Origin of the sequence: Streptomyces sp. NBC_00459 (assembly GCF_036013955.1) — a bacterium.
Lineage (GTDB): Bacteria > Actinomycetota > Actinomycetes > Streptomycetales > Streptomycetaceae > Streptomyces.
The window spans coordinates 2,401,899-2,426,055 of record NZ_CP107903.1; the positions used below are offsets into that span (position 1 = coordinate 2,401,899).

The following is a 24,157-nucleotide window of genomic DNA, read 5'->3' on the forward strand; positions in this document are numbered from 1 at the left end:
TCAACTCCCTGATGACGCAGGGGCGGTGGGAACGCTCACGTCGAAGTGCCGCGCACCGGGAGCCGCTTTCATGAGGCCGGTGAGCGCACGGGCTTTCGCGCCGCCCTTCTCGCCGCTCCCCCACGCGACGGTCCGGCCGTCACCCAACTCCAGCGAGACGGAGTCGTACGAGCGCACCTTGACGGTCCGGACGGCCCGCGCGACGGCACTCGGCAGATCGCCCGCCACCCGCACCGCCTCGCGCACCAGCCGGTCACTGCCGAAGCGGCGCAGACTGGCGGTCTGCGAACCGGTCCGGGACAGCGTCAATTCCAATACGGGTACACCCTTTGGCGCATCTGAAACCGTCGCGAATCGCACGCCTTTCGCGTCTACTTCGACATACTTGCCCCCATTCCCGGCGCTTTCGACAATCAGGACCGGGGTGCGTTCGACCACTTTCAGCACGATTCCGTGCGGCCAGGATCGAGTGACCTCAACCGAGTCAATTCGGGGCAATTCACGGAGCAGTCGGGACTCAATGGTGTCGGTGTCGACGGAAACGAGCGGTTTCCCGACCGGCGCGTCGGCGGCTTCACGCACCTGCGCCTGCGTCAGAACACCGGTCCCCGACACCGATACACGCTCCACCCGCGTCCACCCGGAGCCGTACAGGACCCAGAGGACGCCTCCGCCGAGGACGAGCAGGGCGAGGGCCAGGATGACGACCGTACGAAGCCTGCGCGGCCCCAGGCGGCCCAGGAGGCCCGGCCGGCGGGGCGGGCCGGAGGTGTCCTGCTGCCGTTCGCCTCGTTCGGCGGTCGTCGCTCCTCCGGCCACGCCTGCTCCTTTTTTTCCTGGCTCGGTTCGCCTCCAGGGGGTCACCTCGCCGATGCGTTTCCTAGCGGCGCCGCGAGGCGATCGCCTCGTACACCATGCCGACGAGCAGGTCGTCGGCGTCCCGGCGACCGAACTCGCTGGCGGCGCGGGACATCTCGTACAGCCGGTGCGGGTCGGCGAGCACGGGCAGGACGTGGCGCTGGACCCACTCGGGCGTCAGTTCCGCGTCGTCGACCAGGAGTCCGCCGCCTGCCTTGACCACCGGCTGGGCGTTCAGCCGCTGTTCGCCGTTGCCGATGGGCAGCGGGACGTAGGCGGCCGGGAGTCCGACGGCGGAGAGTTCGGCGACGGTCATCGCGCCCGCACGGCAGAGCATCATGTCGGCCGCGGCGTACGCGAGGTCCATCCTGTCCACGTACGGTACCGGGATGTAGGGGGGCATCCCCGGCATCTGGTGTACCTGCGGCAGTTCGTTCTTCGGGCCGACCGCGTGCAGCACCTGGATGCCGGCCTGCTGGAGGTACGGCGCGACCCGCTCGATCACCTCGTTCAGGTGCCGGGCGCCCTGCGAGCCGCCGGAGACCAGCAGCGTCGGCAGGCTCGGGTCGAGCCCGAACGCGGCCCGCGCCTCGGGGCGTACGGCGGCCCGGTCGAGGGTGGCGATGGAGCGGCGCAGCGGGATGCCGATGTACCGCGCGTCCCGGAGCTTGCTGTCCGGGGTGGAGACGGCGACCTGGGCGGCGTACCGCGAGCCGATCTTGTTGGCGAGGCCGGGGCGGGCGTTGGCCTCGTGGACGACGATCGGCACGCCCAGGCGCTTGGCGGCGAGGTAGCCGGGCAGGGCCACATAGCCGCCGAAGCCGACGACGCAGTCCGCCTTGGTGCGCTCCAGGATCTGCTCGGCGGCCTTGATGGTGCCGCGCAGCCGCCCGGGGACGGTGATCAGCTCGGGGGTGGGCTTGCGCGGCAGCGGGACCGCTGGGATCAGCGCCAGGTCATAGCCCCGCTCGGGGACGAGCCGGGTCTCCAGACCGCGTTCCGTGCCCAGGGCCGTGATCCCCACTGTGGGATCGGCCCTGCGCAGGGCGTCCGCGAGGGCGAGCGCGGGCTCGATGTGACCGGCGGTCCCCCCACCGGCGAGTACGACATGCACCGAAATTCACCGCTCTCCGGACGAACGCGCCGCCGAGGCACGCCGTCTCATCGTGTTCCATCTCCGGGGGCTCCGATCGGACACCGGGCCCCCAGCTCCCCGCTTTCTACCAAAGCGGGGTTGCCGCAACGAAAGCGCCGCCCGCGCACCCGGTTCGTCGCGGGCGAAGGCGATCAGCAGTCCGACGGCGAACATGGTCGGCAGCAGGGCGGAGCCCCCGTAGGAGAACAGCGGGAGCGGGACACCGGCGATCGGCAGCAGGCCGAGCACCGCACCGATGTTGATCACTGCCTGAGCGGTGATCCAGGTGGTCACACCTCCCGCGGCGTACCTCACGAAGGGGTCCTCCGTGCGTCCGGCCACGCGGATACCCGCATAGCCTAGGGCCGCGAAGAGGGCGAGTACCGACAGCGTCCCCGCCAGGCCCAGTTCCTCACCGGTGACGGCAAAGATGAAGTCGGTGTGGGCTTCGGGCAGTTGCCCCCATTTTTCCACACTCGCGCCGAGGCCCGAACCGAACAGGCCACCGGAGGCGAGCGCGTAGATGCCGTGCACGGCCTGCCAGCAGGAGGTGGTCCCGGTGCCGGGCTCGGTGGCGCCGATGCACTGGAAGCGGGCCATACGGTTGGGGCTGGTCTTGATGAGGACCAGGCCGATGAACATGGCGACCGACAGCACACCCACGAACAGTCGCGTGGGCGCCCCGGCCAGCCACAGCAGCCCGAACAGGATGGCGGTGAGGATGATCGCCGTCCCCATGTCGCCACCGAGCATGATCAGGCCGAGCAGCATGAACGTCACCGGGACCAGCGGCACCAGCATGTGTTTCCACTGTGTGAGCAGCCGCTTGTCCTCCTTGCGCGCGATCAGGTCGGCGCCCCACAGCACCAGGGCGAGCTTGCCGAACTCGCTCGGCTGGATCTGGAAGGAGCCACCCAGCGGGATCCAGTTCTGGTTGCCGTTGACCGCCACTCCTATCCCCGGCACCTGGACGAGGACCATCATGAAGACCGAGCCGGCGAGGATCGGGTAGGCGAGGGCCCGGTGCAGCTTCACCGGAATGCGCGAGGCCGCGAACAGCAGCACGCCGCCGATGGAGGCCGCGAGGAACTGCTTGCGGAAGAAGTAGGAGCCGGGCAGCGACAGCTGGAGCGCCTTGATCTGGGAGGCCGAGTAGACCATCACCAGCCCGAGCACCGTGATCAGCAGGGATCCGCCGAGGATCACGTAGTAAGCGGTCAGCGGCCGGTCCCAGGCCCGCTGCACACGCCTGTGGAAGCGGCGTACGGGGTTGTCGCGGGGCGGCCGGGGTGCGGCGGGCCGCCGAACCCGCACGCGCCCCTGAACGGGCGCCTGCCTGGTACGACTACTGGGCATCAGAGCCTCCGCGCGCCCCGGAGTGGCGCGGGGCTGTGTCCGATCTGCGGCTCCGCCGCAGGGCGCGACCAGCCCGCACCGCGCAGCGAGGGAGTCGCCCGTCCCGCGCGCCCGAAAGTGGCGCGCAGCGCCCTCGAAGGGGCGCGGGGAACTGCGCGACCAGCCCACACCGCGCCCGCACCGGACAACCCACCGACCGTGACCGAGCCATATCCGACCTCACGCGTCCCTCCAGGCACCGCGGCCGAAGACCGACCGTCAGGTCCCCGCAGCGAGTTCGCGAACGGCCTGCGCGAACGCGTCACCGCGCTTGTTGTAGTTGACGAACATGTCCATGGAGGCACAGGCCGGTGCCAGCAGCACCGTGTCGCCCGCCTCGGCCAGCCGCCGGGCCTCCTGAACAGCCGCGAGCATCGCCCCAGTGTCGGTCCGGTCGAGGTCGACGACGGGTACTTCCGGGGCGTGTCGCGCGAGGGCTTCGCCGATCTGCGCGCGGTCGGCGCCGATCAGCACCACCCCGCGAAGTCGCTTTGCCGACTTGGCGACCAGTTCGTCGAAGGTCGCGCCCTTGGCGAGCCCGCCGGCGATCCACACGATCGACTCGTACGCCGCCAAGGAGGCCTCGGCCGCGTGGGTGTTGGTCGCCTTGGAGTCGTCGACGTAGGCGACCCCGTCCACGTCGGCCACGTGCGCGATGCGGTGCGCGTCCGGGGTGAAGGCCCTCAGGCCGTCCCGGACGGCCTTCGCGGGCACCCCGAAGGCGCGGGCGAGGGCAGCCGCGGCAAGGGCGTTGGCGATGTTGTGCGGGGCCGGCGGGTTGACGTCCGCGACCTCGGCCAGTTCCTGGGCGTTCCGCTGCCGGTTCTCGACGAACGCGCGGTCGACCAGGATGCCCTCCACGACGCCGAGTTGGGACGGTCCGGGCGCACCGAGCGTGAACCCGACGGCCCGGCAGCCCTCCTCGACGTCCGCCCCGCGCACCAGGTCCTCGGTGGACGGTTTGCCGGTGGCATCCGCGTTGTAGACACAGGCGACCCGATTGCCCTCGTAGACGCGCCCCTTGTCGGCGGCGTACGCCTCCATGGAGCCGTGCCAGTCGAGGTGGTCGGGGGCGAGGTTGAGGACGGCGGCGGAGTGGGCGCGCACGGAGGGCGCCCAGTGGAGCTGGTAGCTGGAGAGTTCGACGGCGAGGACGTCGTACGTCTCCTCGCCGAGGACCACGTCGATGATCGGCGTGCCGATGTTGCCGACGGCGGCCGTACGCAGGCCTGCCGCCCGCAGGATCGAGGCGAGCATCTGGGTGGTGGTCGTCTTGCCGTTGGTACCGGTGATCGCGAGCCAGGGCGCTGGTTCTCGACCGTCCAGGCCGCGCAGCCGCCAGGCGATCTCCACGTCACCGACGACGTCCACGCCCGCCTCGGCCGCCGCCGCGAAGAGCGGTGAACTCGGCTTCCAGCCGGGCGAGGTGACGACGAGTCCGGTCCCCTCGGGCAGCGTCTCCGCGTCCCCGAGGCGTACCTCGATGCCCTCCAGGGCCGCCGCGCGTTCCCGGTGGGCCTCGGAGTCGCCGCCGTCCACGACGGTGACCAGGGCACCGAGGGCGGTCAGGGCGCGGGCGGCGCTGATGCCGCTCACACCGAGACCGGCGACGGTGACCCGCATGCCCTCCCAGTCGCTGCCCTGACCGGATGTCACTTCTCGGCCGCCCATCCCGCGTAGAAGATGCCCAGTCCGACGATCACGCAGATGCCCTGGATGATCCAGAAGCGGACCACGACAAGGACTTCGGACCATCCCTTGAGTTCGAAGTGGTGCTGGAGTGGCGCCATCCGGAAAACCCGCTTGCCGGTGAGCTTGAAGGAGCCGACCTGGATGACCACCGACATGGTGATCAGCACGAACAGACCGCCGAGAAGCGCCAGCAGCAGTTCCGTACGGGAGCAGATCGCGAGACCGGCGAGCGCGCCGCCCAGGGCCAGTGAACCGGTGTCGCCCATGAAGATCTTGGCGGGCGATGTGTTCCACCACAGGAAGCCGAGGCAGGAGCCCATCAGCGCCGAGGCGACGACGGCGAGGTCCAGTGGATCTCGTACCTCGTAGCAGGCGGACGGGTTGGTCAGCGTCTGCGCGTTGGCGCAGGCCTCCTGGAACTGCCAGACGCCGATGAACGTGTACGCGCCGAAGACGAGGACGGAGGCGCCGGTGGCGAGGCCGTCCAGACCGTCCGTCAGGTTCACGCCGTTCGACATGGCGAGGATCATGAAGAGTGCCCAGACGACGAACAGCACCGGGCCGATCGTCCAGCCGAAGTCCTGGACGAAGGACAGCTTCGTGGACGCCGGCGTGTTGCCGAGGTTGTCCGCGAACTGGAGCGAGAGCACCGCGAAGGCGATACCGACGGTCAGCTGGCCGGCCATCTTCGCCTTGGCCCGCAGACCGAGCGAGCGCCGCTTGACGATCTTGATGTAGTCGTCCAGGAAACCGACCAGGCCCATGCCGCCCATCAGACCGAGCACCAGCAGCCCGGAGAAGGTCGGCGGCTTGCCGGTGATCACCTTGGACAGGAAGTACGCGGCGAACGTCGCCAGGATGAAGGCGATACCGCCCATGGTGGGCGTACCGCGCTTGGCGTGGTGCTCGCGCGGGCCGTCGTCACGGATGTACTGGCCGTAGCCCTTCCGTGCCAGCAGCTTGATCAGCAGCGGAGTGCCGATCAGCGTCAGGAAGAGACCGATGACTCCCGAGAACAGGATCTGGTTCATCATCGGACGGCAACCTCACCCTCGGTACCGCCGGGGAGCAGCGCCTGCGCCACCCTTTCGAGCCCGACCGACCGGGACGCCTTCACGAGCACGACATCCCCCGGGCGCAGCTCGCTGCGCAACAGGTCGACAGCCGCCTGTGCGTCGGACACGTGCACCGACTCCTCACCCCACGAACCCTCGTTATATGCGCCCAGTTGGAGCCAGGACGCTTCCCTGCCCCCGACCGCGACGAGCTTGCCGACATTGAGCCGGACGGCCAGCCGTCCGACCGCGTCGTGCTCGGCGAGCGCCTCGTCCCCGAGCTCGGCCATCTTGCCGAGCACCGCCCACGTACGACGTCCCCTGCCCATGGCCGCGAGCGCGCGCAAAGCCGCTCGCATGGACTCGGGGTTCGCGTTGTAGGCGTCGTTGACGATCGTCACGCCGTCCGGGCGCTCGGTGACCTCCATCCGCCAGCGGGAGAGGGAGCCCGCCTCGGAGAGCGCGGTGGCGATCTCGTCTGCGGACATGCCCAGCTCATGGGCGACGGCGGCGGCGGCGAGCGCGTTCGACACGTGATGCTCACCGTACAGGCGCATGGTCACGTCGCTTGCACCGGAGGGTGTGTGGAGCCTGAAGGCAGGCTGTCCCCTGTCCGTGAGTCGCACGTTCTCGGCGCGTACGTCCGCTTCGCCGGACTCGCCGAAGAAGATCACTTTCGCCTTCGTTCGAGCAGCCATGGCCCGCACGAGGGGGTCGTCGGCGTTCAGGATCGCGGCGCCGCCGTCGGCCTCGGAGGGCAGTGCCTCGACGAGTTCGCCCTTCGCCTGTGCGATCTGCTCGCGTCCGCCGAACTCGCCGATGTGGGCGGTGCCCACGTTGATGACGAGGCCGATCTGCGGGGGCGTCAGTTCCGTCAGATAGCGGATGTGACCGATTCCGCGGGCACCCATCTCCAGGACCAGGAACCTGGTCTCCTCGGTGGCGCTCAGCGCGGTCAGCGGCAGCCCGATCTCGTTGTTGAGCGATCCGGGCGTGAAGACCGTCGGCGCCTTGTGCCGGAGCACCTGGGCGATCAGGTCCTTGGTGCTGGTCTTGCCCGCGGAGCCGGTGAGGGCCACGAGGGTCGCGCCGAGCTTCTGGACCACGTGCCGTGCGAGGGCGCCCAGCGCCCGCTGTACGTCGTCCACGACGACCGCGGGCACACCGACCGGCCGGGAGGCCAGTACGGCGACCGCGCCCGCCTCGACGACCGCGGCGGCGAAGTCGTGGCCGTCGACGTGCTCGCCGGCGAAGGCGACGAAGAGGCTGCCGGGCTCCACCTCACGGGAGTCCCTGACGACCTGTCCGGTGACCTGGACCGACGGATCCGGTATGTCGTGCGTCTGCCCGCCGACGACTTCAGCGATCTCGGCGAGAGAGAGGGCGATCACAAGTTCATCCCTGGGTCTTCTGGATAGCTTCGCGAAGCACCTGGCGGTCGTCGAACGGACGGACCACTCCGGCGATGTCCTGGCCCTGCTCATGGCCCTTGCCGGCGACCAGCACGGTGTCTCCGGGCCGCGCGCGGGCCACGGCGGCGTTGATGGCAGCGGCCCGGTCCTCGAACACCTGGACCTCGCCGCGCTCGTGGGCCGGCACGGAGGCCGCGCCTTCGAGCATGGCCGCCAGGATCGCGAGGGGGTCCTCGGAGCGCGGGTTGTCGGAGGTCAGTACGGCGGTGTCGGCGAGCCGGGCCACGGCGGCGCCCATGGGCGCGCGCTTGGTGGTGTCCCGGTCCCCGCCGCAGCCGAGCACCACGTGCAGGCTGCCCTCGGTGACCTTGCGCAGCGCGCGCAGCACCGATTCGACGGCGTCCGTCTTGTGCGCGTAGTCGACGACCGCGAGATACGGCTGGCCCACGTCCACCCGCTCCAGGCGCCCCGGCACTCCCGGTACGGCGGCGATGCCGTCGGCGGCGGCCTGCGGGTCGAACCCGGCCTCGGCGAGAGCGACGATCGCGGCGAGGGTGTTGGCGACGTTGAAGGTGCCCGCGAGCGGCGACCTCGCGCTGATCCGCTGGTCCTTGGGGCCGACCACCGTGAACGTCGAGTCCATCGGGCCGATCCGGACGTTCTCGGCACGCCAGTCGGCGTCCGGGTGGCCCTCGGCGGAGAAGGTGACGACCGGGACAGTGGCCTCCTGGGCGAGCCGTCGGCCGTAGGCGTCGTCGTGGTTGACGACCCCGAGCTTGCTGCGTTCGGGAGTGAACAGCCGCGCCTTGGCCTGGAAGTAGTCCTCCATGCCGGAGTGGAACTCCATGTGCTCCGGGCTGAGGTTGTTGAACACGGCGATGTCGAATACGCAGCCGTCGACCCGGCCGAGGACCAGCGCGTGGCTGGAGACCTCCATGGCGACCGCCTCGACCCCTCGCTCGCGCATCACCGCGAACAGGGCCTGGAGGTCGGTGGCCTCGGGCGTGGTGCGTTCGGACTTGATGCGCTCGTCGCCGATGCGCGTCTCGACCGTGCCGATCAGCCCGGTGGCCCGCTCCGTCCTGAGGCCGCCCTCGACGAGGTACGCGGTGGTGGTCTTGCCGGAGGTGCCGGTGATGCCGATCTGGAGCAGGTCGCGCCCCGGACGGCCGTAGATCGTGGCCGCCAGTTCGCCCATCCGCGCGCGCGGGTCGTCGGCCACCAGCACCGGAAGGCCGGTGGCGGCGGCGCGTTCGGCGCCGGTGGGGTCGGTCAGCACCGCGGCCGCGCCGAGGCCGGCGGCCTGCGTCACGAAGTCGGCGCCGTGCAGCCGGGCCCCCGGGAGGGCTGCGTACAGGTCGCCGGGGCGGACGGCGCGCGAGTCGTGGGTGATGCCCGTGACCGCGACGATCGCCTCCTGCTCGGCGTTCCGCGGGGCCGGGGGCTGTGGGGCACCCAGCTGGCCGACCAGTTCCGCGAGGGGTGTGGCGGAGACGTGAACCGGCCTCGGCGGTCCCGGATATGTCACAGGAACGCCCTTCTGGGTGGTTTGGTACTGATCGGCGTTTGGCACGGCGGTGAGCGTACCGGGCGCACCCCCGGACGAGCGAAGTGAGGGCGCGGCCGGGGCGTGCGCCGGGGCGCCGTGCCCCGGGTCTGGAGAGTCGGGAGAGATCGTGTTCACGAGCTGTTTCCTGGCTGGTTTCCGTGCTGATCAGGGCGTGAAGGACACGGGGAGATTCGCGGCCTTGGCCCCGGTGGGCGGCACCTGAAGGGTCTTCAGGGCGAACTCCATGACCTCCTTGTAGATGGGGCCACAGATCTGACCTCCGAAGTAACTGCCCTTGGTGGCGTTCTGGATGGCGCAGTAGACGGTGATGCGGGGGCTGTCGGCGGGCGCGAACCCGGCGAACGACGACGTGTAGCCGTGGTAGCGGCCGGTGGCCGGATCCACACGGTTGGCCGTACCCGTCTTGCCCGCCACCCGGTAGCCGGGAATGCGCGCCTTGGCGCCGGTGCCCTCCTCGTCGTCCACGACGGACTCCAGCATCTTGGCGAGGGTCTTCGCCGTCTTCGCACTGACGACCCGGGTCTTCTTCGGTGCGGCAGCCGGGGTGAACCGGCCGTCTGCGCCCTTGGTGCCCCGGATCAGGGTGGGCTCCACCCGGACGCCGCCGTTGGCGATCGTCGAGTAGACGGAGGCCGCCTGCATCGCGTTGAGGGAGACACCCTGGCCGAAAGGAATCGTGAACTGCTGCGAGGTCGACCACTCGTCCGGCGGCGCGAGGATGCCCTTGGTCTCGCCGGGGAAGTCGAGCCCGCTGTAGCTGCCGAGGCCGAACTTGCGCAGGTAGGAGTAGAGGACCTGGTTGGACTGCGCCTGCGTCCTGCCGAGTTGGCCGGTGGCCAGGATGGTGCCGATGTTGCTGGACTTGGCGAGCACGCCGTTGAGGGTGAGGTACCAGGTCGGGTGGTCGATGTCGTCCTTGAAGAGCCGGTCCCCCCGGTGCAGCCGGTTGGGCACGACGACATGCGTCGCGGGAGTGGCGACGTTCTCTTCCAGTACGGCGGCCATCGACATGACCTTGGCGGTGGAACCGGGTTCGTAGGCGTCCTGGAGGGCCGCGTTGCCGAGCGCGTTCGGGTTCGCCCTGGTGAGGTCGTTGGGGTCGAAGCCGGGCGAGTTGGCCATGGCGAGGATCTGGCCGGTACGGGTGTCCTGCACTATCACGTACCCGCGGTCCGCCTTCGACTTCTTCACCTGCTCGGTGATGGCGTTCTGCGCGGCCCACTGGATGTCGCGGTCGATGGTCAGTTCGATGTCGGAACCGGGCACCGCGGGCGTCTCGGTGGAGTCGGCGGTGGGCACCTGCCGTCCTCCTGACTGTGCGTACCGGATCTCGCCGTCCTGCCCTGCCAGTTCGCCGTTCAGCTGCTGTTCGAGACCGCCGCCGCCCTTGCCGTCGGCGCTGACCCAGCCCAGCAGTCCGGCGGCGAGTCCGCCGTTCGGATAGACGCGCTTGCTCGCGGGCACGGCCAGCACACCGGCGAGGACGCTGACGGCGTCGGAGCCGGGTACGGACTTGGCGGCCAGGGCGGACTTCAGGTCCTTGATCTGCGTCCACACCTGGGGGGTCTGACGGTGCGCGAGCAGCGTGTAGCGCGTGTTGGGCGTCCTCAGCTTCTCGGCGATGCCGGCCGCGTCCTGCCCGAGGATCGGCGCGAGGAGGGCGGCGGCCTGCTCGGGGGCGTCGCCCAGTTTCGTGCTCTTCGGCGTGAACATCGACGGGTCGGCGGTGATGTCGTACGCGTCCACGCTGGTCGCCAGTTCGACGCCGTTGCGGTCGGTGATCTCACCGCGTTCGGCGGCCAGGGTGCGGCCGACGTACCGGTTCTGCTCGGCCTTCGCGGCGTACTCGCTCGCGTCGACGGCCTGCACCTGGAGCAGCCGTACGACGAAGGCGATCATCACCAGGGCCAGCGCGAGGCTGACCATGCGGAGCCGGGGCCGGGGGCTGCCGAGCCGGATGACCTTGGGCCCGCCGGGGCGGCCGGGGGCAGGACGGCGGGCAGGGCGGGCGCCGGGGCCCGGACGCCGGGTGGCGCCGGGGCGGGCGGACCGGGCGGGGGCGGGCACGCGGCGGCGCGGCGGTTCCCTGTCGGACACTTCCGTCACCTGCCGGGGGTCGTGGAGGGGAGGGTGGGGGTGGCCGCGGGGGCCTGCTCCGGGGACGCCGGCGCGGCGGGAATCGGCGTGGGGGCCGCTTCAGGCGTCGGAGTGGGCGTAGGCGTGAGGGTGGGGGCGGGGGTGGGGGTGGGACTGACAGTGGGCGTCGGCGTCGGTTCCGGGACGTTCATCTCGGGCCGGACCACCGCCGGGATCCGCAGCGCAGCCGGCTCGGCGGCCCCCGGGACACCCTTGACGGTGCCGTCGGGGTCGAGGAAGGCCGGGTCGCCGCCGGGCACCATGCCGAGTTCCCCGGCCCGGCGCTGGAGGGCGTCGGGCGCGGCGTAGGCGTCCACGTCCCGCTGGAGCGCCTGTTCCTCGTCGGTGAGGCTCTTGGTGTCCTTCTGCAAGTCGTCGAGGCGGAACCCGCCTTCACTGAGCGCGGAGTTCAGCACGAGCAGCCCGATGAGGCCGCCGGCCAGCAGGAAGACGACGAGCAGGACAAAGGGGGTACGGGCGGCCTGCCCCGGCCCCGTGGGGAAGAGCCCGGCGAGCCGGGCGGCCCGCCCCTTCAGTTCGGGATTCCTACTCACTCTCACTCACCGTCCCCGCGAGTCGGGTCTTCCCACGCGTCTGCCCGCTCGCCTGTCCGGCGAGTCCGGGTTTCCTACTCACCCGCGGTCCCCTCAGTACGCCTCACTCGGCGTCCTCCCTGATGCGCTGGGCCCCGCGCAGTCGCGCCGGGGCGGCTCGCCGGTTCTCGGCGATCTCTTCCTCGGTGGGAAGTTCGGCACCACGGGTGAGCAGCTTGAGCCGGGGCTGGTAACGCTCGGGCACGACAGGCAGTCCGGGGGGCGCGGTGTTGGCGGCGCCGGCCGCGAACACCTGTTTGACCAACCGGTCTTCGAGCGAGTGGTACGACAGGACGGCGATCCGGCCGCCGACCGCGAGCGCCTTCACCGCGGCCGGGATCGCCCGCTCCAGGACGGTCAGTTCACCGTTGACCTCGATGCGCAGCGCCTGGAAGGTCCGCTTGGCGGGGTTGCCGCCGGTGCGCTTGGCGGCCTGCGGCAACGAGTCGCGGATCAGTTCGACGAGCCGGGCACTGTTGGCGAACGGCTCCTTGTCGCGCTCACGCACAACCGCGGAGACGATCCGCTTGGCCTGCTTCTCCTCGCCGTACGCCCTGAGGATCCGGACGAGTTCGCCCGGCGGGTAGGTGTTGAGGACCTCGGCGGCGCTGATGCCGGTCGTCTGGTCCATGCGCATGTCGAGCGGCGCGTCCTGGGCGTAGGCGAAACCCCGGTCGGCCTCGTCGAGTTGCATGGAGGAGACACCGAGGTCGAAGAGGACACCGTCGACCTTCGACAGACCCAGCCGGTCGAGTACGTCGGGCAGTTCGTCGTACACCGCGTGCACCAGGTCGGCCCGCTCACCGAAGGGGGCGAGCCGCTCCCCGGAGAGGCGCAGTGCCTCCTTGTCGCGGTCGAGGGCGATCAGCCGGGCCTCGGGGAAACGGGCGAGCAGCGCCTCGCTGTGGCCGCCGAGACCGAGGGTGCAGTCGACGACGACCGCTCCGGGCCGCTCCAGTGCGGGGGCCAACATGTCCAGGCACCGCTGGAGCATCACCGGGACGTGTCGACTGTTGCTCAAGGGGCCCTCTCAGGTCCGGCACGGTGCCGTACGCACCGCCGGGTCCCCGCCCGCTCGGAGAAGGGGAGGCCTGCCGGCGCCGGAAGCGTCAGCCGACCGGGAGCGGGAGGAGGCCGAGCCGTACGTACGCGCCGCGCACGCGGGGGATCAATCAATCCAGCAGGGAGTCTCGGCTCCCGCTTCGCGTCACTTTAGTCCACGGTGTCGCGCGGTCAATCAACCGGCCTGCGCGTGGTGCGGCCCGCCCCGGCAAGCCGCAAATCGCCCACAATCACTCGTACGGGCACACTCGCACCACCCGTGTGGGTTACCTCACAACAACGCTCATTGATGTTCTTTGTCCCCTCTCACAGCGGGCCCGCAACGGGGGTGACCAGTACCGTCATGCTTATGACGACTTCCGCATCAGTTCCCACCGGACCCGAAGGCGCCATAGCCGGCGACGGTACCGTCATCGACCGTCTTGTCGAGGCCAACGTGGAGTACGCCGCCGCCTTCACCGACCCAGGAATGGACGCCCGCCCGGTGCTCCAGGTGGCCGTCGTGGCCTGCATGGACGCCCGGCTCGACCTGCATGCCGCGCTCGGCCTGGAGCTCGGCGACTGCCACACCATCCGCAACGCGGGCGGCGCCGTCACCGACGACGTGATCCGCTCCCTGACCATCAGCCAGCGGGCGCTGGGCACGCGCAGTGTCATCCTCATCCACCACACCGGCTGCGGCCTGGAGTCCCTCACGGAGGACTTCCGGCAGGAGCTGGAGGCCGAGGTCGGCCAGCGCCCCGCCTGGGCCGTGGAGGCCTTCCGGGACGTCGACCAGGACGTACGCCAGTCGATGCAGCGCGTGCGCACCAACCCGTTCCTGGTGCACACCGACGACGTCCGGGGCTTCGTCTTCGACGTGAAGTCCGGCCTGCTCCGCGAGATCGACCCCGCCTGACCGAACCGGACCGCGCATCCGTACGTATGTCTCTACGAAATTTACCCTTCACTTCAGGGCCGAAAAGCCCTGAAAATCAGACATACCCCTGCCAGTTATCCACAGGCGAGTGACACGAACCGGTAACGGCAACAAGAATGCGGGTGTGACGTCACGCGGGGCTTTCCCCGTGTGGTGTCCGTGTTTCGGGGTGGGCCGGTCCTCATCGCAGAGCGTCGGCCCGGAGAATGAACGGGCCTAGGAGGGCCGTGTGACGACCTATGACGATCGAGCGAGCCTCACTGATCTGACCGCCACCGCGGAGCGAGTCCGCAGTTCGGTGGAGGGAGTGATCGAGGGCAAGCCTGAGGTCGTACGGCTTTCGCTGACCGTGCTGCTCGCCGAGGGGCATCTTCTGATCGAGGATGTTCCCGGTGTCGGCAAGACCATGCTGGCGAAGACGCTGGCCAAGTCCATCGACTGTTCCGTGCGGCGCATTCAGTTCACGCCGGACCTGCTGCCCTCGGACATCACGGGTGTGTCCATCTGGGACCAGCAGCGCCGCGACTTCGAGTTCAAACCGGGGGCGATCTTCGCGCAGATCGTGATCGGCGACGAGATCAACCGCGCGTCGCCGAAGACCCAGTCCGCGCTGCTGGAGTCCATGGAGGAGCGCCAGGTAACCATCGACGGGCAGACCTACGAACTGCCCAGCCCCTTCATGGTGGTGGCCACCCAGAACCCGGTCGAGATGGAGGGCACCTACCCGCTCCCCGAGGCACAGCGCGACCGCTTCATGGCCCGCGTCTCCATCGGCTACCCGAGCCCGGAGGCCGAGCTGCAGATGCTGGACGTGCACGGCGGCGTCTCACCGCTGGACGACCTCCAGCCGGTGGCCCACGCGCACGACATCGTGAAGCTCGTCGAGGCCGTCCGCAACGTCCACGTCGCCGATTCGGTCCGGCGGTACGCGGTGGACCTGGTCGGCGCCACACGCACGCACCCCGACCTCAGACTCGGGGCCTCGCCGCGCGCCACGCTGCATCTGCTGCGCGCCGCGAAGGCGTCCGCCGCCCTCAGCGGCCGGGACTACGCGCTGCCGGACGACATCCAGGCCCTCGCCGTGGCCGTCCTGTCCCACCGCCTGCTGCCCACCGCCCAGGCCCAGCTGAACCGCCGCACCTCCGAGCAGGTCGTCCAGGAGATCCTCCAGCGCACCCCGGTGCCTGCGGCACCCCAGCAACAGAGCGGCTTCGGCATGGGCCGCTCCGCGCCCGACTTCGGGCAGCAGCCGCCGCGGAGGCTTGGATGAGCGCAGGGGCGCCGGGACACCAGGAGGACGACCAGGGCGACAAGGGCGGGGTGCGCACGGCGCTGGCCGGTCTCACCACCCGCGGGCGCTCCTTCCTGGCCGCCGGGGTCGCCGCCGCCATCTGCGCGTACGTCCTGGGGCAGAGCGATCTGCTCCGGGTGGGCCTTCTGCTCTCCGTGCTGCCGCTGGTCTGCGCGACCGTCCTGTACCGCACGCGCTACCGGGTGGCCGGCAGCCGCCGGCTCTCCCCCGCGCGCGTGCCCGCCGCCGCCGAGGCCCGCGTCCATCTCCGGATGGACAACGTCTCGCGGCTGCCCACGGGCCTGCTGATGCTCCAGGACCGGGTGCCGTACGTGCTCGGTCCGCGCCCCCGGTTCGTCCTGGACCGGGTGGAGGCGGGCGGACGCCGCGAGGTGTCCTACCGTGTCCGCTCCGACCTGCGGGGCCGCTATCCGCTGGGCCCGCTGCAGCTGCGCCTGACCGACCCGTTCGGCATGTGCGAGCTGACCCGCTCCTTCTCCACGTACGACACCCTGACGGTGATCCCGCGCGTGGACGCGCTGCCGCCGGTACGGCTCACCGGCGAGGCCAGGGGGTACGGCGAGGGACGGAACCGCTCGATGGCGCTGGCCGGCGAGGACGACGTGATCCCGCGCGGGTACCGCTACGGCGACGACCTGCGCCGCGTGCACTGGCGCTCCACCGCCCGCTACGGCGAGCTGATGGTGCGCCGCGAGGAACAGCCGGAGCGGGCCCGCTGCACGGTGCTCCTCGACACCCGGGGCATCGCCTACCTGGGCGCGGGCCCGGACTCGGCCTTCGAGTGGGCGGTGTCGGGCGCCGCGTCCGTCCTGGTCCACATGCTCGAACGGGGCTTCTCCGTACGGCTGCTGACGGACACGGGCAACTCCGTGCCCGGCGAGGGCGCCGAGGGTTTCGCCGGCGCCAACCAGGGGTCCGCCGACGCGGCCGGACTGATGATGGACACGCTCGCGGTGATCGACCACTCGGACGGCACGGACATCTCCCGTGCGTACGACGTGCTGCGCGGAGGCGGTGAGGGGCTGCTGATGGCGTTCTTCGGCGACCTCGACGAGGAACAGGCCGCGGTTGCCGCCAAGATGCGGCAGCGCAGCGGCGGGGCGGTCGCCTTCGTACTGGACAGTGAGACCTGGGTGCGGGAACCCCACGATGTGCCGGGTCCCGAGGACCCGGGCGAGGAGTCGCTGCGCATGCTGCGCGAGGCGGGCTGGACGGCGGTGCGGGTACCCAGAGGAGTCGCGCTGAGCGAGCTGTGGCGCCAGGCGGACCGGGAGCGTTCCGGTCTCGGTGCCCTCAGCGGCAGGGAGGGACGGTCATGAGCGGGCGCGCACGACTGGCGCTGTGCGCCTGGGTGGCCACCCTCCTGACAGCGAGCGCCATGCTGCCGCTGGTCGACGACTTGAGCTGGCTGCTCCAGGTGGCCATCCTGCTGGGCATACAGACGATCGTGGGCGCGGGCGCCCGGCGGGTTCCGCTGGCCTGGCCGCTGACGGTGGCGGCACAGCTCCTCGTCACCCTCGTCCTGCTGACCCTGGTCTTCGCCCGGGAGCAGGCGTTCTTCGGTCTGATTCCCGGCCCCGAAACCTTCCAGCAGTTCGGCACGCTGCTCCAGACCGGCACGGACGACGTGGGGCGGTACGCCATCCCGGCGCCGCTCTCCGACGGCATACGGCTGATGCTGGTCGGCGGCGCCCTGCTGATCGGGCTAGCGGTGGACACCCTCGCGGTGACGTTCCGCAGCGCGGCTCCGGCCGGTTTGCCGCTGCTCGCCCTGTACTCGGTCGCCGCCGGGCTCTCCGACGGCAGCGGCGGCTGGGTGTGGTTCCTGCTGGCCGCGGCCGGCTATCTGATGCTGCTCCTGGCCGAGGGCCGCGACCGGCTCTCCCAGTGGGGCCGGGTCTTCGGAGGCGGGCCGCGCGCCCCGGGCGAGCAGTCGGCCGGCGGTGCGATCGCCCCCGTCCGCACGGGGTGGCGGATCGGCGCGGCCGCGCTGGGCGTGGCTCTGTTCGTACCGCTGGCGCTGCCCTCGCTCGACGGCGGGCTGTTGAGCGCCGCGGGCAGCGGTGTGGGGTCGGGCAGCGGAGGCGGCGGCACGATCTCCGCCGTGAACCCGCTGGTGTCGCTGCGCGACAGTCTGAACGTGGACGAGGACCGCCAGGTCATGTCCGTGCGCAACAGCAGCGAGGACACCCAGGACCTGTATCTGCGGATCGTTGCGCTCGACACCTTCGACGGCACCGCGTGGAAGCCGTCCCAACGGCACATCGAGGACGTACCGAAGACGTTCCCGAACCCGCTCGGCCTGGGGGCCGACGTGCGGCGCACCGAGATCACGACCACCATCGCGGCGGCGGACTGGTACGCCCAGGACTGGCTGCCGATGCCGTACCCCGCGACCGGTGTGAAGATCGACGGCAGTTGGCGCTTCGAGCCTGTGGGCCGCACCCTCGTCGGTGACCACGGCCAGAACACGCGCGGCGCGCGGTACACGGTGACGAGCCTGGACGTGCAGCCGACCGCGGAGCAGCTCGCCGAGGCTCCGAAGCCGGACCCGGCGCTGGTGCGTGAGTTCACCCAGGTCCCGGAGTCGCTGCCGGCGATCGTGGCGCGCACCGCGCGCGAGGTCACCGCCGGCTCGGTCAACTCCTACGAGCAGGCGGTCAAGCTGCAGGACTACTTCGCGGTGAGCGGCGGCTTCCGGTACGACACCCAGGTGCAGGTCGGAAGCGGTTCCAACGCGATCGCGCGGTTCCTGAGGGACAAGGAGGGCTTCTGCGTCCACTTCTCCTTCGCGATGGCCTCGATGGCGCGCACGCTGGGCATCCCGGCTCGGGTCGCGGTGGGCTTCGCTCCGGGCACCCCGCAGCCGGACGGCACGGTCTCGGTTGGGCTGCGCGACGCGCACGCCTGGCCGGAGCTGTACTTCGAGGGCGTCGGCTGGACCCGTTTCGAGCCGACCCCGACCCGCGGTTCGGTGCCCGAGTACACGCAGTCCCAGACGCCGGGCAGCGACATCCCGAACCCGGACGTGCCGTCCCGGAACGCCTCCGTGGCACCCTCGGACTCCGCCTCGGCGAGCGAGACCTGCACGGCGGCGCAGCGACGGCTGGACGGCGGGTGCGCGAGCGAGTCCGCGGAGGCCGCGCTGGACCAGAACGACGACAGTGACTGGTGGTTGGCACCACTGGGCTGGACGCTGGGCGCGCTCGCCCTGCTGGCTCTTCTGCTGTCGCCGATGCTGTGGCGGCTGCGGATCCGGGCCGTACGGCTCGGGGCGCACGGCCGCGGTGACGCCGACGCGACGGTCCACGCGCTGTCCGTCTGGCAGGAACTGACCGACAGCGCCTGGGACTTCGGCATCAGTCCGGAGGAGTCGCAGACGCCCCGCAAGGCGGCTGCCCGGATCGTGCGCCTCGGCCGTCTCGATCCCTCGGCGGCGGACGCCGTGCACCGGGTGGCGGACGCCGTGGAGCAGGTCCTGTACGCACCCCGTCCTCGTCCGACTGCGGGGCTCGCGGAGGACGTGCGCCGGGCGACCGAGGCACTGCGTACCACGGTGGGCCGGGGCACGAAACTGCGCGCGATGTTCGTCCCGCGTTCGACCATCCGTGTGGTGTGGGCAGTGTCGGCAGGCTGGGCCGAGCTCAGCGCACGCGCTCTGGCCGCCAGGCCGGCCCTCCGCAAGCCGTGGGGCCAGCACGGCTGACGGCACGACGGCCGGACATGCCGGTGGCCCGGAACCCCTGGGGGTTCCGGGCCACCGGCGTTTCACGTATTGCGTTCACAACGCGGGGAACCGCGGCCCGACGGGCTACTGGCCACCCTGTTGTTCGTCGCGGCGGCGCTGCCAACGCTCCTCGATGCGATCCATCATGGAGCGTCGCTGCCGACCCTGTCGGCCGGCGTGCGGAGCTCCGGGGGCGGCACCCGCGGCGGGCTGTTCACCCGGCTTGGGGGCCTTGCGCCAACCCGTCACGGCCAGTACCGCACAGCCCAGCATGACGAGGAATCCCACCACGCTCAGCCAGATCTGCACGGCGACCATTCCGGCCATGAGGAGCGCGATACCTACGAGGAAGCCCGCGACCGCCTGGTAGACCCGTCGCCGGGTGTACGTGCGCAGCCCGCTTCCTTCAAGCGCTGTCGCGAACTTGGGATCTTCGGCGTACAGCGCTCGCTCCATCTGCTCGAGCATTCGCTGCTCGTGCTCCGAGAGCGGCACGGAGTCCTCCTCATTCGTGCAGTCGCCGGGGCGACCGGGGGTCCCCTTCAGGATAGGCAGGGAATCGCCCCCGTGAAACCCGCCCCTCTACGCCAATTGGCAACCGGAATCCGCCATGGCGGTCCCGGTTCACTGAGGCGTTCATTCCCCAGCAACCGGCCCGTCATGCAGAGCGGTCTCCCTCGATCATACGGCTCCGGGCGGCCGATCGGGGGGCCTGTGGCGTACTCCATCTGCGGCCGAGCCCCTGATCAGCGGTCCGCCACCGGAGGTGACTCAGACCTCGACGGCACCCGGAGTCTCGCCGAGCACATGAAGCTGGGTCGCCACGGAGTGGAACGCGGCCTGCTCGGCCGCCGCGGCCTCCAGCTTCAGCAGCGCGTCCAGGGCGTCCGGCTCGGTGTCCACGAGGACGCCGGGCACCAGGTCGGCGAAGATCCGCACGCCGTGCACGGCGCCCACGCGCAGGCCCGCGCCCTCGACGAGCGCGGTGAGCTGTTCGGCGGTGAACCGGTGGGGAACGGGGTCACTCTCGCCCCAGCGGCCGTTCGGGTCGTCGAGCGCCCGCTTGGCCTCCTTGAAGTGCCCGGCGAGGGCCCGCGCGAGCACCGCACCGCCGAGTCCGGCGGCGAGCAGGCTGAGGACACCCTCGGAGCGCAGGGCGGCCACCACGTTGCGGACGCCCTCGGCGGGGTCGTCCACGTACTCCAGGACGCCGTGGCAGAGCACCGCGTCGTAGCCACCGCGCTCGACCACGTCGAAGAGGCCGTGTGCGTCACCCTGGACTCCCCGGACGCGGTCGGCGACGCCGGCCTCGGCGGCCCGGCGCTCCAGCGCGAACAGTGCGTTGGGGCTCGGGTCGACGACGGTGACGCGGTGACCGAGGCGGGCGACGGGCACCGCGAAGTTGCCGCTGCCGCCGCCGGTGTCGAGGACGTCCAGCGCTTCACGCCCCGTGGCTTTGACGCGGCGCTCCAGGGCGTCCGACACGACCTCCCAGACCACGGCGGTACGGAGGGAGGAGCGGGGACGAGGGGGGTCGGCGCGGAGCGATGTCGTTTGAGGGTGGTGGCGGGCGACGGGTGGGCGCATCGGGTCCGGCACGACAGGTGACTCCTCGGCGCGGCACCGCCTCTTGCGCGGCGGAGCGAACGGGGTGCCCTCCCCGCCTCGGTGGGCCGGGAAAGACATGACCTCCCCACTTTATTGCCTCCCGTGACAGAGCCGGTCATCCGTCTCAGCCCGCGTCCGGGGGCGGGTCCGGGTCCTGGCGCGGTTGGGGAAGCACCGGCTGGAGGACGAGCATCCGCTCGACGAGGCGCAGGAACATCGCCACGTCACGTATCAGGTCGTCCGCGTCGCGGCTGCCGGCCGCGCCCTGGATGCCGGCCTCGGCGCGAGCGCGGCGGCGGGCGCCGGAGGCGAACAGCACGCTCCACTCGGCGAGTTCGGGCGCTATCTCGGGGAGCACCTCCCAGGCGCTGCGGATGCGTGCCCGGCGCCTGGGGGTGGGTTCGGGCCGGCCCCGGGCGGCGAGCACCGCGGCGGCGGTACGCAGGGCGGCGAGGTGGGCGGTGGCGTACCGCTCGTTGGGGGTCTCCAGGACGGCCGCCTCGTCGAGTCCGGCGCGGGCCTGGGCGAGCAGGTCGAGGGCTGCGGGCGGGGCCGTGGCCCGGCGGAGCACGGGGTGCACGTCCCCCGCCGGACCGGTCAGTGAGGGGGCAGGGCCGGGGGCGCTGCGCCGACGGGCGGCGGCTGCGTTCGAGCTGGCCATGACGAACCTCCTGTCGTCTGTGTGACGGCACGCCCCGACAGGAGGTGCCGTATGTGCTCATCGTGCGGTATGGCACTGACAATCCGTTCTGACCTGGTCTTTTGCTTCGATCGAAGGTTCGGGTTACTTTTTGCACTGACCAGTCAGTGCAAAAGAACTGCCAAGGGGGCGGGAACTGTGGACGGTCCGCACGGACTCGGGTTGACCACCCGGGCCTTCGGGCTCAAGGGGCCTCGCGGCTGGGCGTTCCGTGAGGTGTCCTTCGACGCGGAGCCCGGCTCGCTGATCGCGGTGGAGGGGCCGTCCGGTTCCGGACGCACCTGCCTGCTGCTCGCGCTCACGGGCCGGATGAGGGCCACCGAGGGGTCGGCCACGGTCGGCGAGTGGATCCTGCCCAGGCAGGCGGCGGCGGTGCGCCGCGTGGGCGCGCTCGCGCACGTCCCCGGCGTCACCGACCTCGACCCCGCCCTGACCGTCGGGGAGCACCTGTGGGAACGGGCGCTGCTGGAGCGCCGGTTCGGCGGTTCCCTGCGCGGGCTGCTGCGGCCCCGGGCGCAGCGGGCGGCCGAGACGGAGCGGCGCGTCGACGCCGCGCTGGCGGCCGCCGGTCTCGACCGCGACGCGCTGCCGAAGGGCTCCCGGACCGCCGTACGCGATCTGGAGCGGCTGGAGGCGCTGCGGCTGTCCGTGGCGCTGGCCCTGATCGGCGGGCCGAGGCTGCTGGGGGTGGACGACACCGACCTGAAGCTGTCGGACGCCGAACGGGCCGAGGTGTGGGCGCTGTTGAGGTCCGTCGCCGAGGCCGGGACGACCGTCGTGGCGGTGTGCAGCGAGGCTCCCGAAGGAGCCGTCACCGTGTCGACGTCTCCGCGCGCGCAGGAGCAGGGGCCGGACAAGAGGACGACCGGGCAAGAGACTCACGAGAAGGAGACGGCGGATGCGCTCCCCGAGACTGGCCGCGCTTGAGCTCAGGCGTTTCGGCCGGGGCAGACTTCCACGGGCCGCGCTGGCCTCGCTCCTGCTGCTGCCGCTGCTGTACGGCGCGCTGTACCTGTGGTCCTTCTGGGACCCCTACGGCAGGCTCGACCGCATCCCCGTGGCACTCGTGAACGACGACAAAGGAGCGAGCGTCGCCGGGAAGAAGCTCGCGGCCGGTGCCGACATCGTCAAGGGGCTGCACGACAGCGACACCTTCGAATGGCACGAGGTGACCGCGGCCGAGGCCCGGGAGGGCGTCGAGGACGGCACGTACTACCTGTCGCTGACCATGCCCGCCGACTTCAGCGAGCGGATCGCGTCCAGCTCGGGCGACTCCCCGGAGACGGGCGCGCTCCAGGTACGGACGAACGACGCCAACAACTACATCGTCGGGCAGATCTCCCGGACGGTGTTCGGTGAGGTGCGTACGGCCGCCTCCACCAAGGCCTCGCGGTCGTTCCTGGACCGGATCTTCGTCTCGTTCTCCGACATCCACGGGCAGACCGTGAAGGCCGCCAAGGGCGCCGACACCCTCACAGGTGGCATCGGCAAGGCCGAGCAGGGTTCCAAGGACCTCGCCGACGGGCTGAAGGACGCCGAGGCGGGCAGCGGCAAGCTGGTCCGGGGGCTGAGGAAGCTCGACACGGGCGCGGGCGACCTGGCGGACGGCTCGCGGCAGGTCGCGACGGGCACGCAGACGCTCGCCGACCGGGTCCACGGCGTCTCGGACCGGCTGGGGCCCTTCCTCAAGGACAACGAGAAGACGATCGGGGACGCCGCTCAGCTCGTCGCCGACTCGGCCGGTACGGTCCGGCGCAACCTCGGCACCCTGGTGAAGGCAGCCCCGGCCGCTGCCAAGGGCGCCCACACGGCCTCCGACACCCTGAACGGGGTCTACAGGGCGCGCTGCGAGACCGCGGTACTGCCCGACGCCGCGTGCGCCGACCTGAAGAAGGCCAGGAACGCCGCAGCGGAGGTGGCGACGGTCGCCGACGACGTCAACACGCTGATCGCCGACCAGAACGGCGATCTGGACCGACTCGACCGGCATCTCGCCACCCTTCAGAAGCAGGCCCAGGCGCTCGCCGACCGCGCCCCGCGTCTCTCCGAGGACCTCGACGACGCCGTCCGGAAGGTCGACAAGCTCAACGCGGGGGCCGCACAGGTCGCCGCGGGAGCGCGGAAGCTGCACACCGGGCTCTCCACCGCCAGGACCGGCGCGACCGCCCTGGACACGGGCGTCGGCGACCTCAGGACGGGCGCGGACGACCTCTCCGGCGGCATGTTCAAGCTCGCCGACGGCTCCGGGAAACTCGCCGGCGGGCTGCACGACGGCGCCGGGCGGATCCCCGACTACGACCGGCAGGACCGCGACGTGCGCACCGAGGTCATGTCCGACCCGGTCCAGCTCGCCTCCAAGGACCTGCACAAGGCGCCCAACTACGGCACCGGGTTCGCCCCGTACTTCATCCCGCTGTCCCTGTGGGTGGGCTCGATGGTCGCCTACATGCTGATCCCGCCGCTCAACCGGCGGGCGCTCGCCGCGGGCGCCCCGGCATGGCGCGTCGCCCTGGCGGGCTGGCTCCCGGTGGCCGCCCTGGGCATGCTCCAGACCGTGGCGCTGATGTCCGTACTGCACTGGGCGATCGGCCTGGAAATGGTGCGGGCGGCCGGGACGGTGGGCTTCCTGTTCCTGGTCACGGTGTGCTTCGCGGCGATCGTCCAGTGGCTGAACGCGCGCTTCGGAGCGGCCGGCCGGATTCTCGTACTCGCCCTGCTGATGCTCCAGTTGACGTCCGCGGGCGGCACCTATCCGGTGCAGACCAGTCCCGGCTTCTTCAACGCGATCCACCCCTTCATGCCGATGAGTCACGTCGTCGAGGCCCTGCGCAGGCTGATCACGGGCGGCGGGCTCGGCCCGGTGTGGCAGGCGTGTGCCGTGCTGGCGGCGTTCACGGCCGGCGCCCTGGCGCTGACCGCCGTGTCGGCCCGCCGCAGGCAGGTGTGGACCCTGGACCGACTGCACCCGGAGCTGAGCCTGTGA

General features: G+C 71.1%; 19 protein-coding genes. 6 read left to right on the forward strand and 13 right to left on the reverse strand.

The features are described from left to right. From OHN74_RS10515 to rsmH, 10 genes are all read right to left on the reverse strand, one after another. Nucleotides 1-819: a cell division protein FtsQ/DivIB gene (locus tag OHN74_RS10515; protein WP_327694271.1), complete on the reverse strand. Its 819-nt coding sequence runs from the start codon at nt 817-819 to the stop codon at nt 1-3. Nucleotides 820-880: 61 nt separating this feature from the next. Next, a complete protein-coding gene (gene murG, locus OHN74_RS10520; RefSeq protein ID WP_327694272.1) occupies nt 881-1,972 on the reverse strand; it encodes an undecaprenyldiphospho-muramoylpentapeptide beta-N-acetylglucosaminyltransferase in 1,092 nt (363 codons plus the stop codon). Between the two features lie 6 nt (nt 1,973-1,978). Next, complete coding sequence (gene ftsW, locus OHN74_RS10525) at nt 1,979-3,349, reverse strand: putative lipid II flippase FtsW (protein ID WP_327694273.1); 1,371 nt, start codon at nt 3,347-3,349, stop codon at nt 1,979-1,981. Nucleotides 3,350-3,607: 258 nt separating this feature from the next. Beyond that, nucleotides 3,608-5,059, reverse strand: coding sequence for a UDP-N-acetylmuramoyl-L-alanine--D-glutamate ligase (gene murD, locus OHN74_RS10530; RefSeq protein WP_327694274.1), 1,452 nt, complete (start codon nt 5,057-5,059; stop codon nt 3,608-3,610). Next, nucleotides 5,041-6,114 carry a phospho-N-acetylmuramoyl-pentapeptide-transferase gene (gene mraY, locus OHN74_RS10535; RefSeq protein WP_327694275.1) on the reverse strand — a complete coding sequence of 358 codons (1,074 nt, stop codon included), beginning with the start codon at nt 6,112-6,114 and terminating at the stop codon, nt 5,041-5,043. Before mraY ends, murD begins: the two co-directional genes overlap by 19 nt. After that, nucleotides 6,111-7,526 carry a UDP-N-acetylmuramoyl-tripeptide--D-alanyl-D-alanine ligase gene (locus OHN74_RS10540; protein ID WP_327694276.1) on the reverse strand — a complete coding sequence of 472 codons (1,416 nt, stop codon included), beginning with the start codon at nt 7,524-7,526 and terminating at the stop codon, nt 6,111-6,113. Before OHN74_RS10540 ends, mraY begins: the two co-directional genes overlap by 4 nt. A 4-nt stretch (nt 7,527-7,530) precedes the next feature. Further along, nucleotides 7,531-9,075, reverse strand: a complete 1,545-nt coding sequence (locus tag OHN74_RS10545) for a UDP-N-acetylmuramoyl-L-alanyl-D-glutamate--2,6-diaminopimelate ligase (protein ID WP_327694277.1) — start codon at nt 9,073-9,075, stop codon at nt 7,531-7,533. A gap of 186 nt (nt 9,076-9,261) precedes the next feature. Next, entirely contained in the window at nt 9,262-11,214 is a 1,953-nt protein-coding gene (locus OHN74_RS10550) for a peptidoglycan D,D-transpeptidase FtsI family protein (RefSeq protein WP_327694278.1), read from the reverse strand. A 5-nt stretch (nt 11,215-11,219) separates the two neighbouring features. Next, nucleotides 11,220-11,807: a hypothetical protein gene (locus OHN74_RS10555; protein ID WP_327694279.1), complete on the reverse strand. Its 588-nt coding sequence runs from the start codon at nt 11,805-11,807 to the stop codon at nt 11,220-11,222. A 103-nt stretch (nt 11,808-11,910) separates the two neighbouring features. Beyond that, a complete protein-coding gene (gene rsmH, locus OHN74_RS10560) occupies nt 11,911-12,867 on the reverse strand; it encodes a 16S rRNA (cytosine(1402)-N(4))-methyltransferase RsmH (protein WP_327694280.1) in 957 nt (318 codons plus the stop codon). 390 nt (nt 12,868-13,257) lie between these two features. Between rsmH and OHN74_RS10565 the strand changes: the two genes are divergently transcribed. The 4 genes from OHN74_RS10565 (at nt 13,258) to OHN74_RS10580 (ending at nt 18,845) form a co-directional block, all read left to right on the forward strand. Next, nucleotides 13,258-13,806, forward strand: coding sequence for a beta-class carbonic anhydrase (locus tag OHN74_RS10565; RefSeq protein WP_327694282.1), 549 nt, complete (start codon nt 13,258-13,260; stop codon nt 13,804-13,806). 250 nt (nt 13,807-14,056) lie between these two features. Next, the gene (locus tag OHN74_RS10570; protein WP_327694283.1) at nt 14,057-15,097 is read left to right on the forward strand and encodes an AAA family ATPase; all 1,041 of its coding nucleotides are present in this window, start codon (nt 14,057-14,059) and stop codon (nt 15,095-15,097) included. After that, a complete protein-coding gene (locus OHN74_RS10575; protein WP_327694285.1) occupies nt 15,094-16,458 on the forward strand; it encodes a DUF58 domain-containing protein in 1,365 nt (454 codons plus the stop codon). Before OHN74_RS10570 ends, OHN74_RS10575 begins: the two co-directional genes overlap by 4 nt. Beyond that, nucleotides 16,455-18,845 (forward strand): transglutaminase TgpA family protein, encoded by a 2,391-nt coding sequence (locus OHN74_RS10580; protein WP_327694287.1) that lies wholly within the window; start codon nt 16,455-16,457, stop codon nt 18,843-18,845. Before OHN74_RS10575 ends, OHN74_RS10580 begins: the two co-directional genes overlap by 4 nt. 105 nt (nt 18,846-18,950) lie before the next feature. Here the strand turns inward: OHN74_RS10580 and OHN74_RS10585 are convergent, their stop codons facing one another. From OHN74_RS10585 to OHN74_RS10595, 3 genes are all read right to left on the reverse strand, one after another. Beyond that, the gene (locus OHN74_RS10585) at nt 18,951-19,361 is read right to left on the reverse strand and encodes a DUF3040 domain-containing protein (protein WP_327694288.1); all 411 of its coding nucleotides are present in this window, start codon (nt 19,359-19,361) and stop codon (nt 18,951-18,953) included. Between the two features lie 276 nt (nt 19,362-19,637). Further along, nucleotides 19,638-20,465, reverse strand: a complete 828-nt coding sequence (locus OHN74_RS10590) for a methyltransferase (protein ID WP_327694289.1) — start codon at nt 20,463-20,465, stop codon at nt 19,638-19,640. Between the two features lie 133 nt (nt 20,466-20,598). Then, nucleotides 20,599-21,135, reverse strand: coding sequence for an SAV_6107 family HEPN domain-containing protein (locus tag OHN74_RS10595; protein WP_327694290.1), 537 nt, complete (start codon nt 21,133-21,135; stop codon nt 20,599-20,601). 177 nt (nt 21,136-21,312) lie between these two features. Here OHN74_RS10595 and OHN74_RS10600 point away from each other — a divergent pair, with 177 nt between their 5' ends. Continuing rightward, nucleotides 21,313-22,101, forward strand: a complete 789-nt coding sequence (locus OHN74_RS10600; RefSeq protein ID WP_327694291.1) for an ATP-binding cassette domain-containing protein — start codon at nt 21,313-21,315, stop codon at nt 22,099-22,101. After that, nucleotides 22,073-24,157, forward strand: a complete 2,085-nt coding sequence (locus OHN74_RS10605; protein WP_327694292.1) for a YhgE/Pip domain-containing protein — start codon at nt 22,073-22,075, stop codon at nt 24,155-24,157. Before OHN74_RS10600 ends, OHN74_RS10605 begins: the two co-directional genes overlap by 29 nt.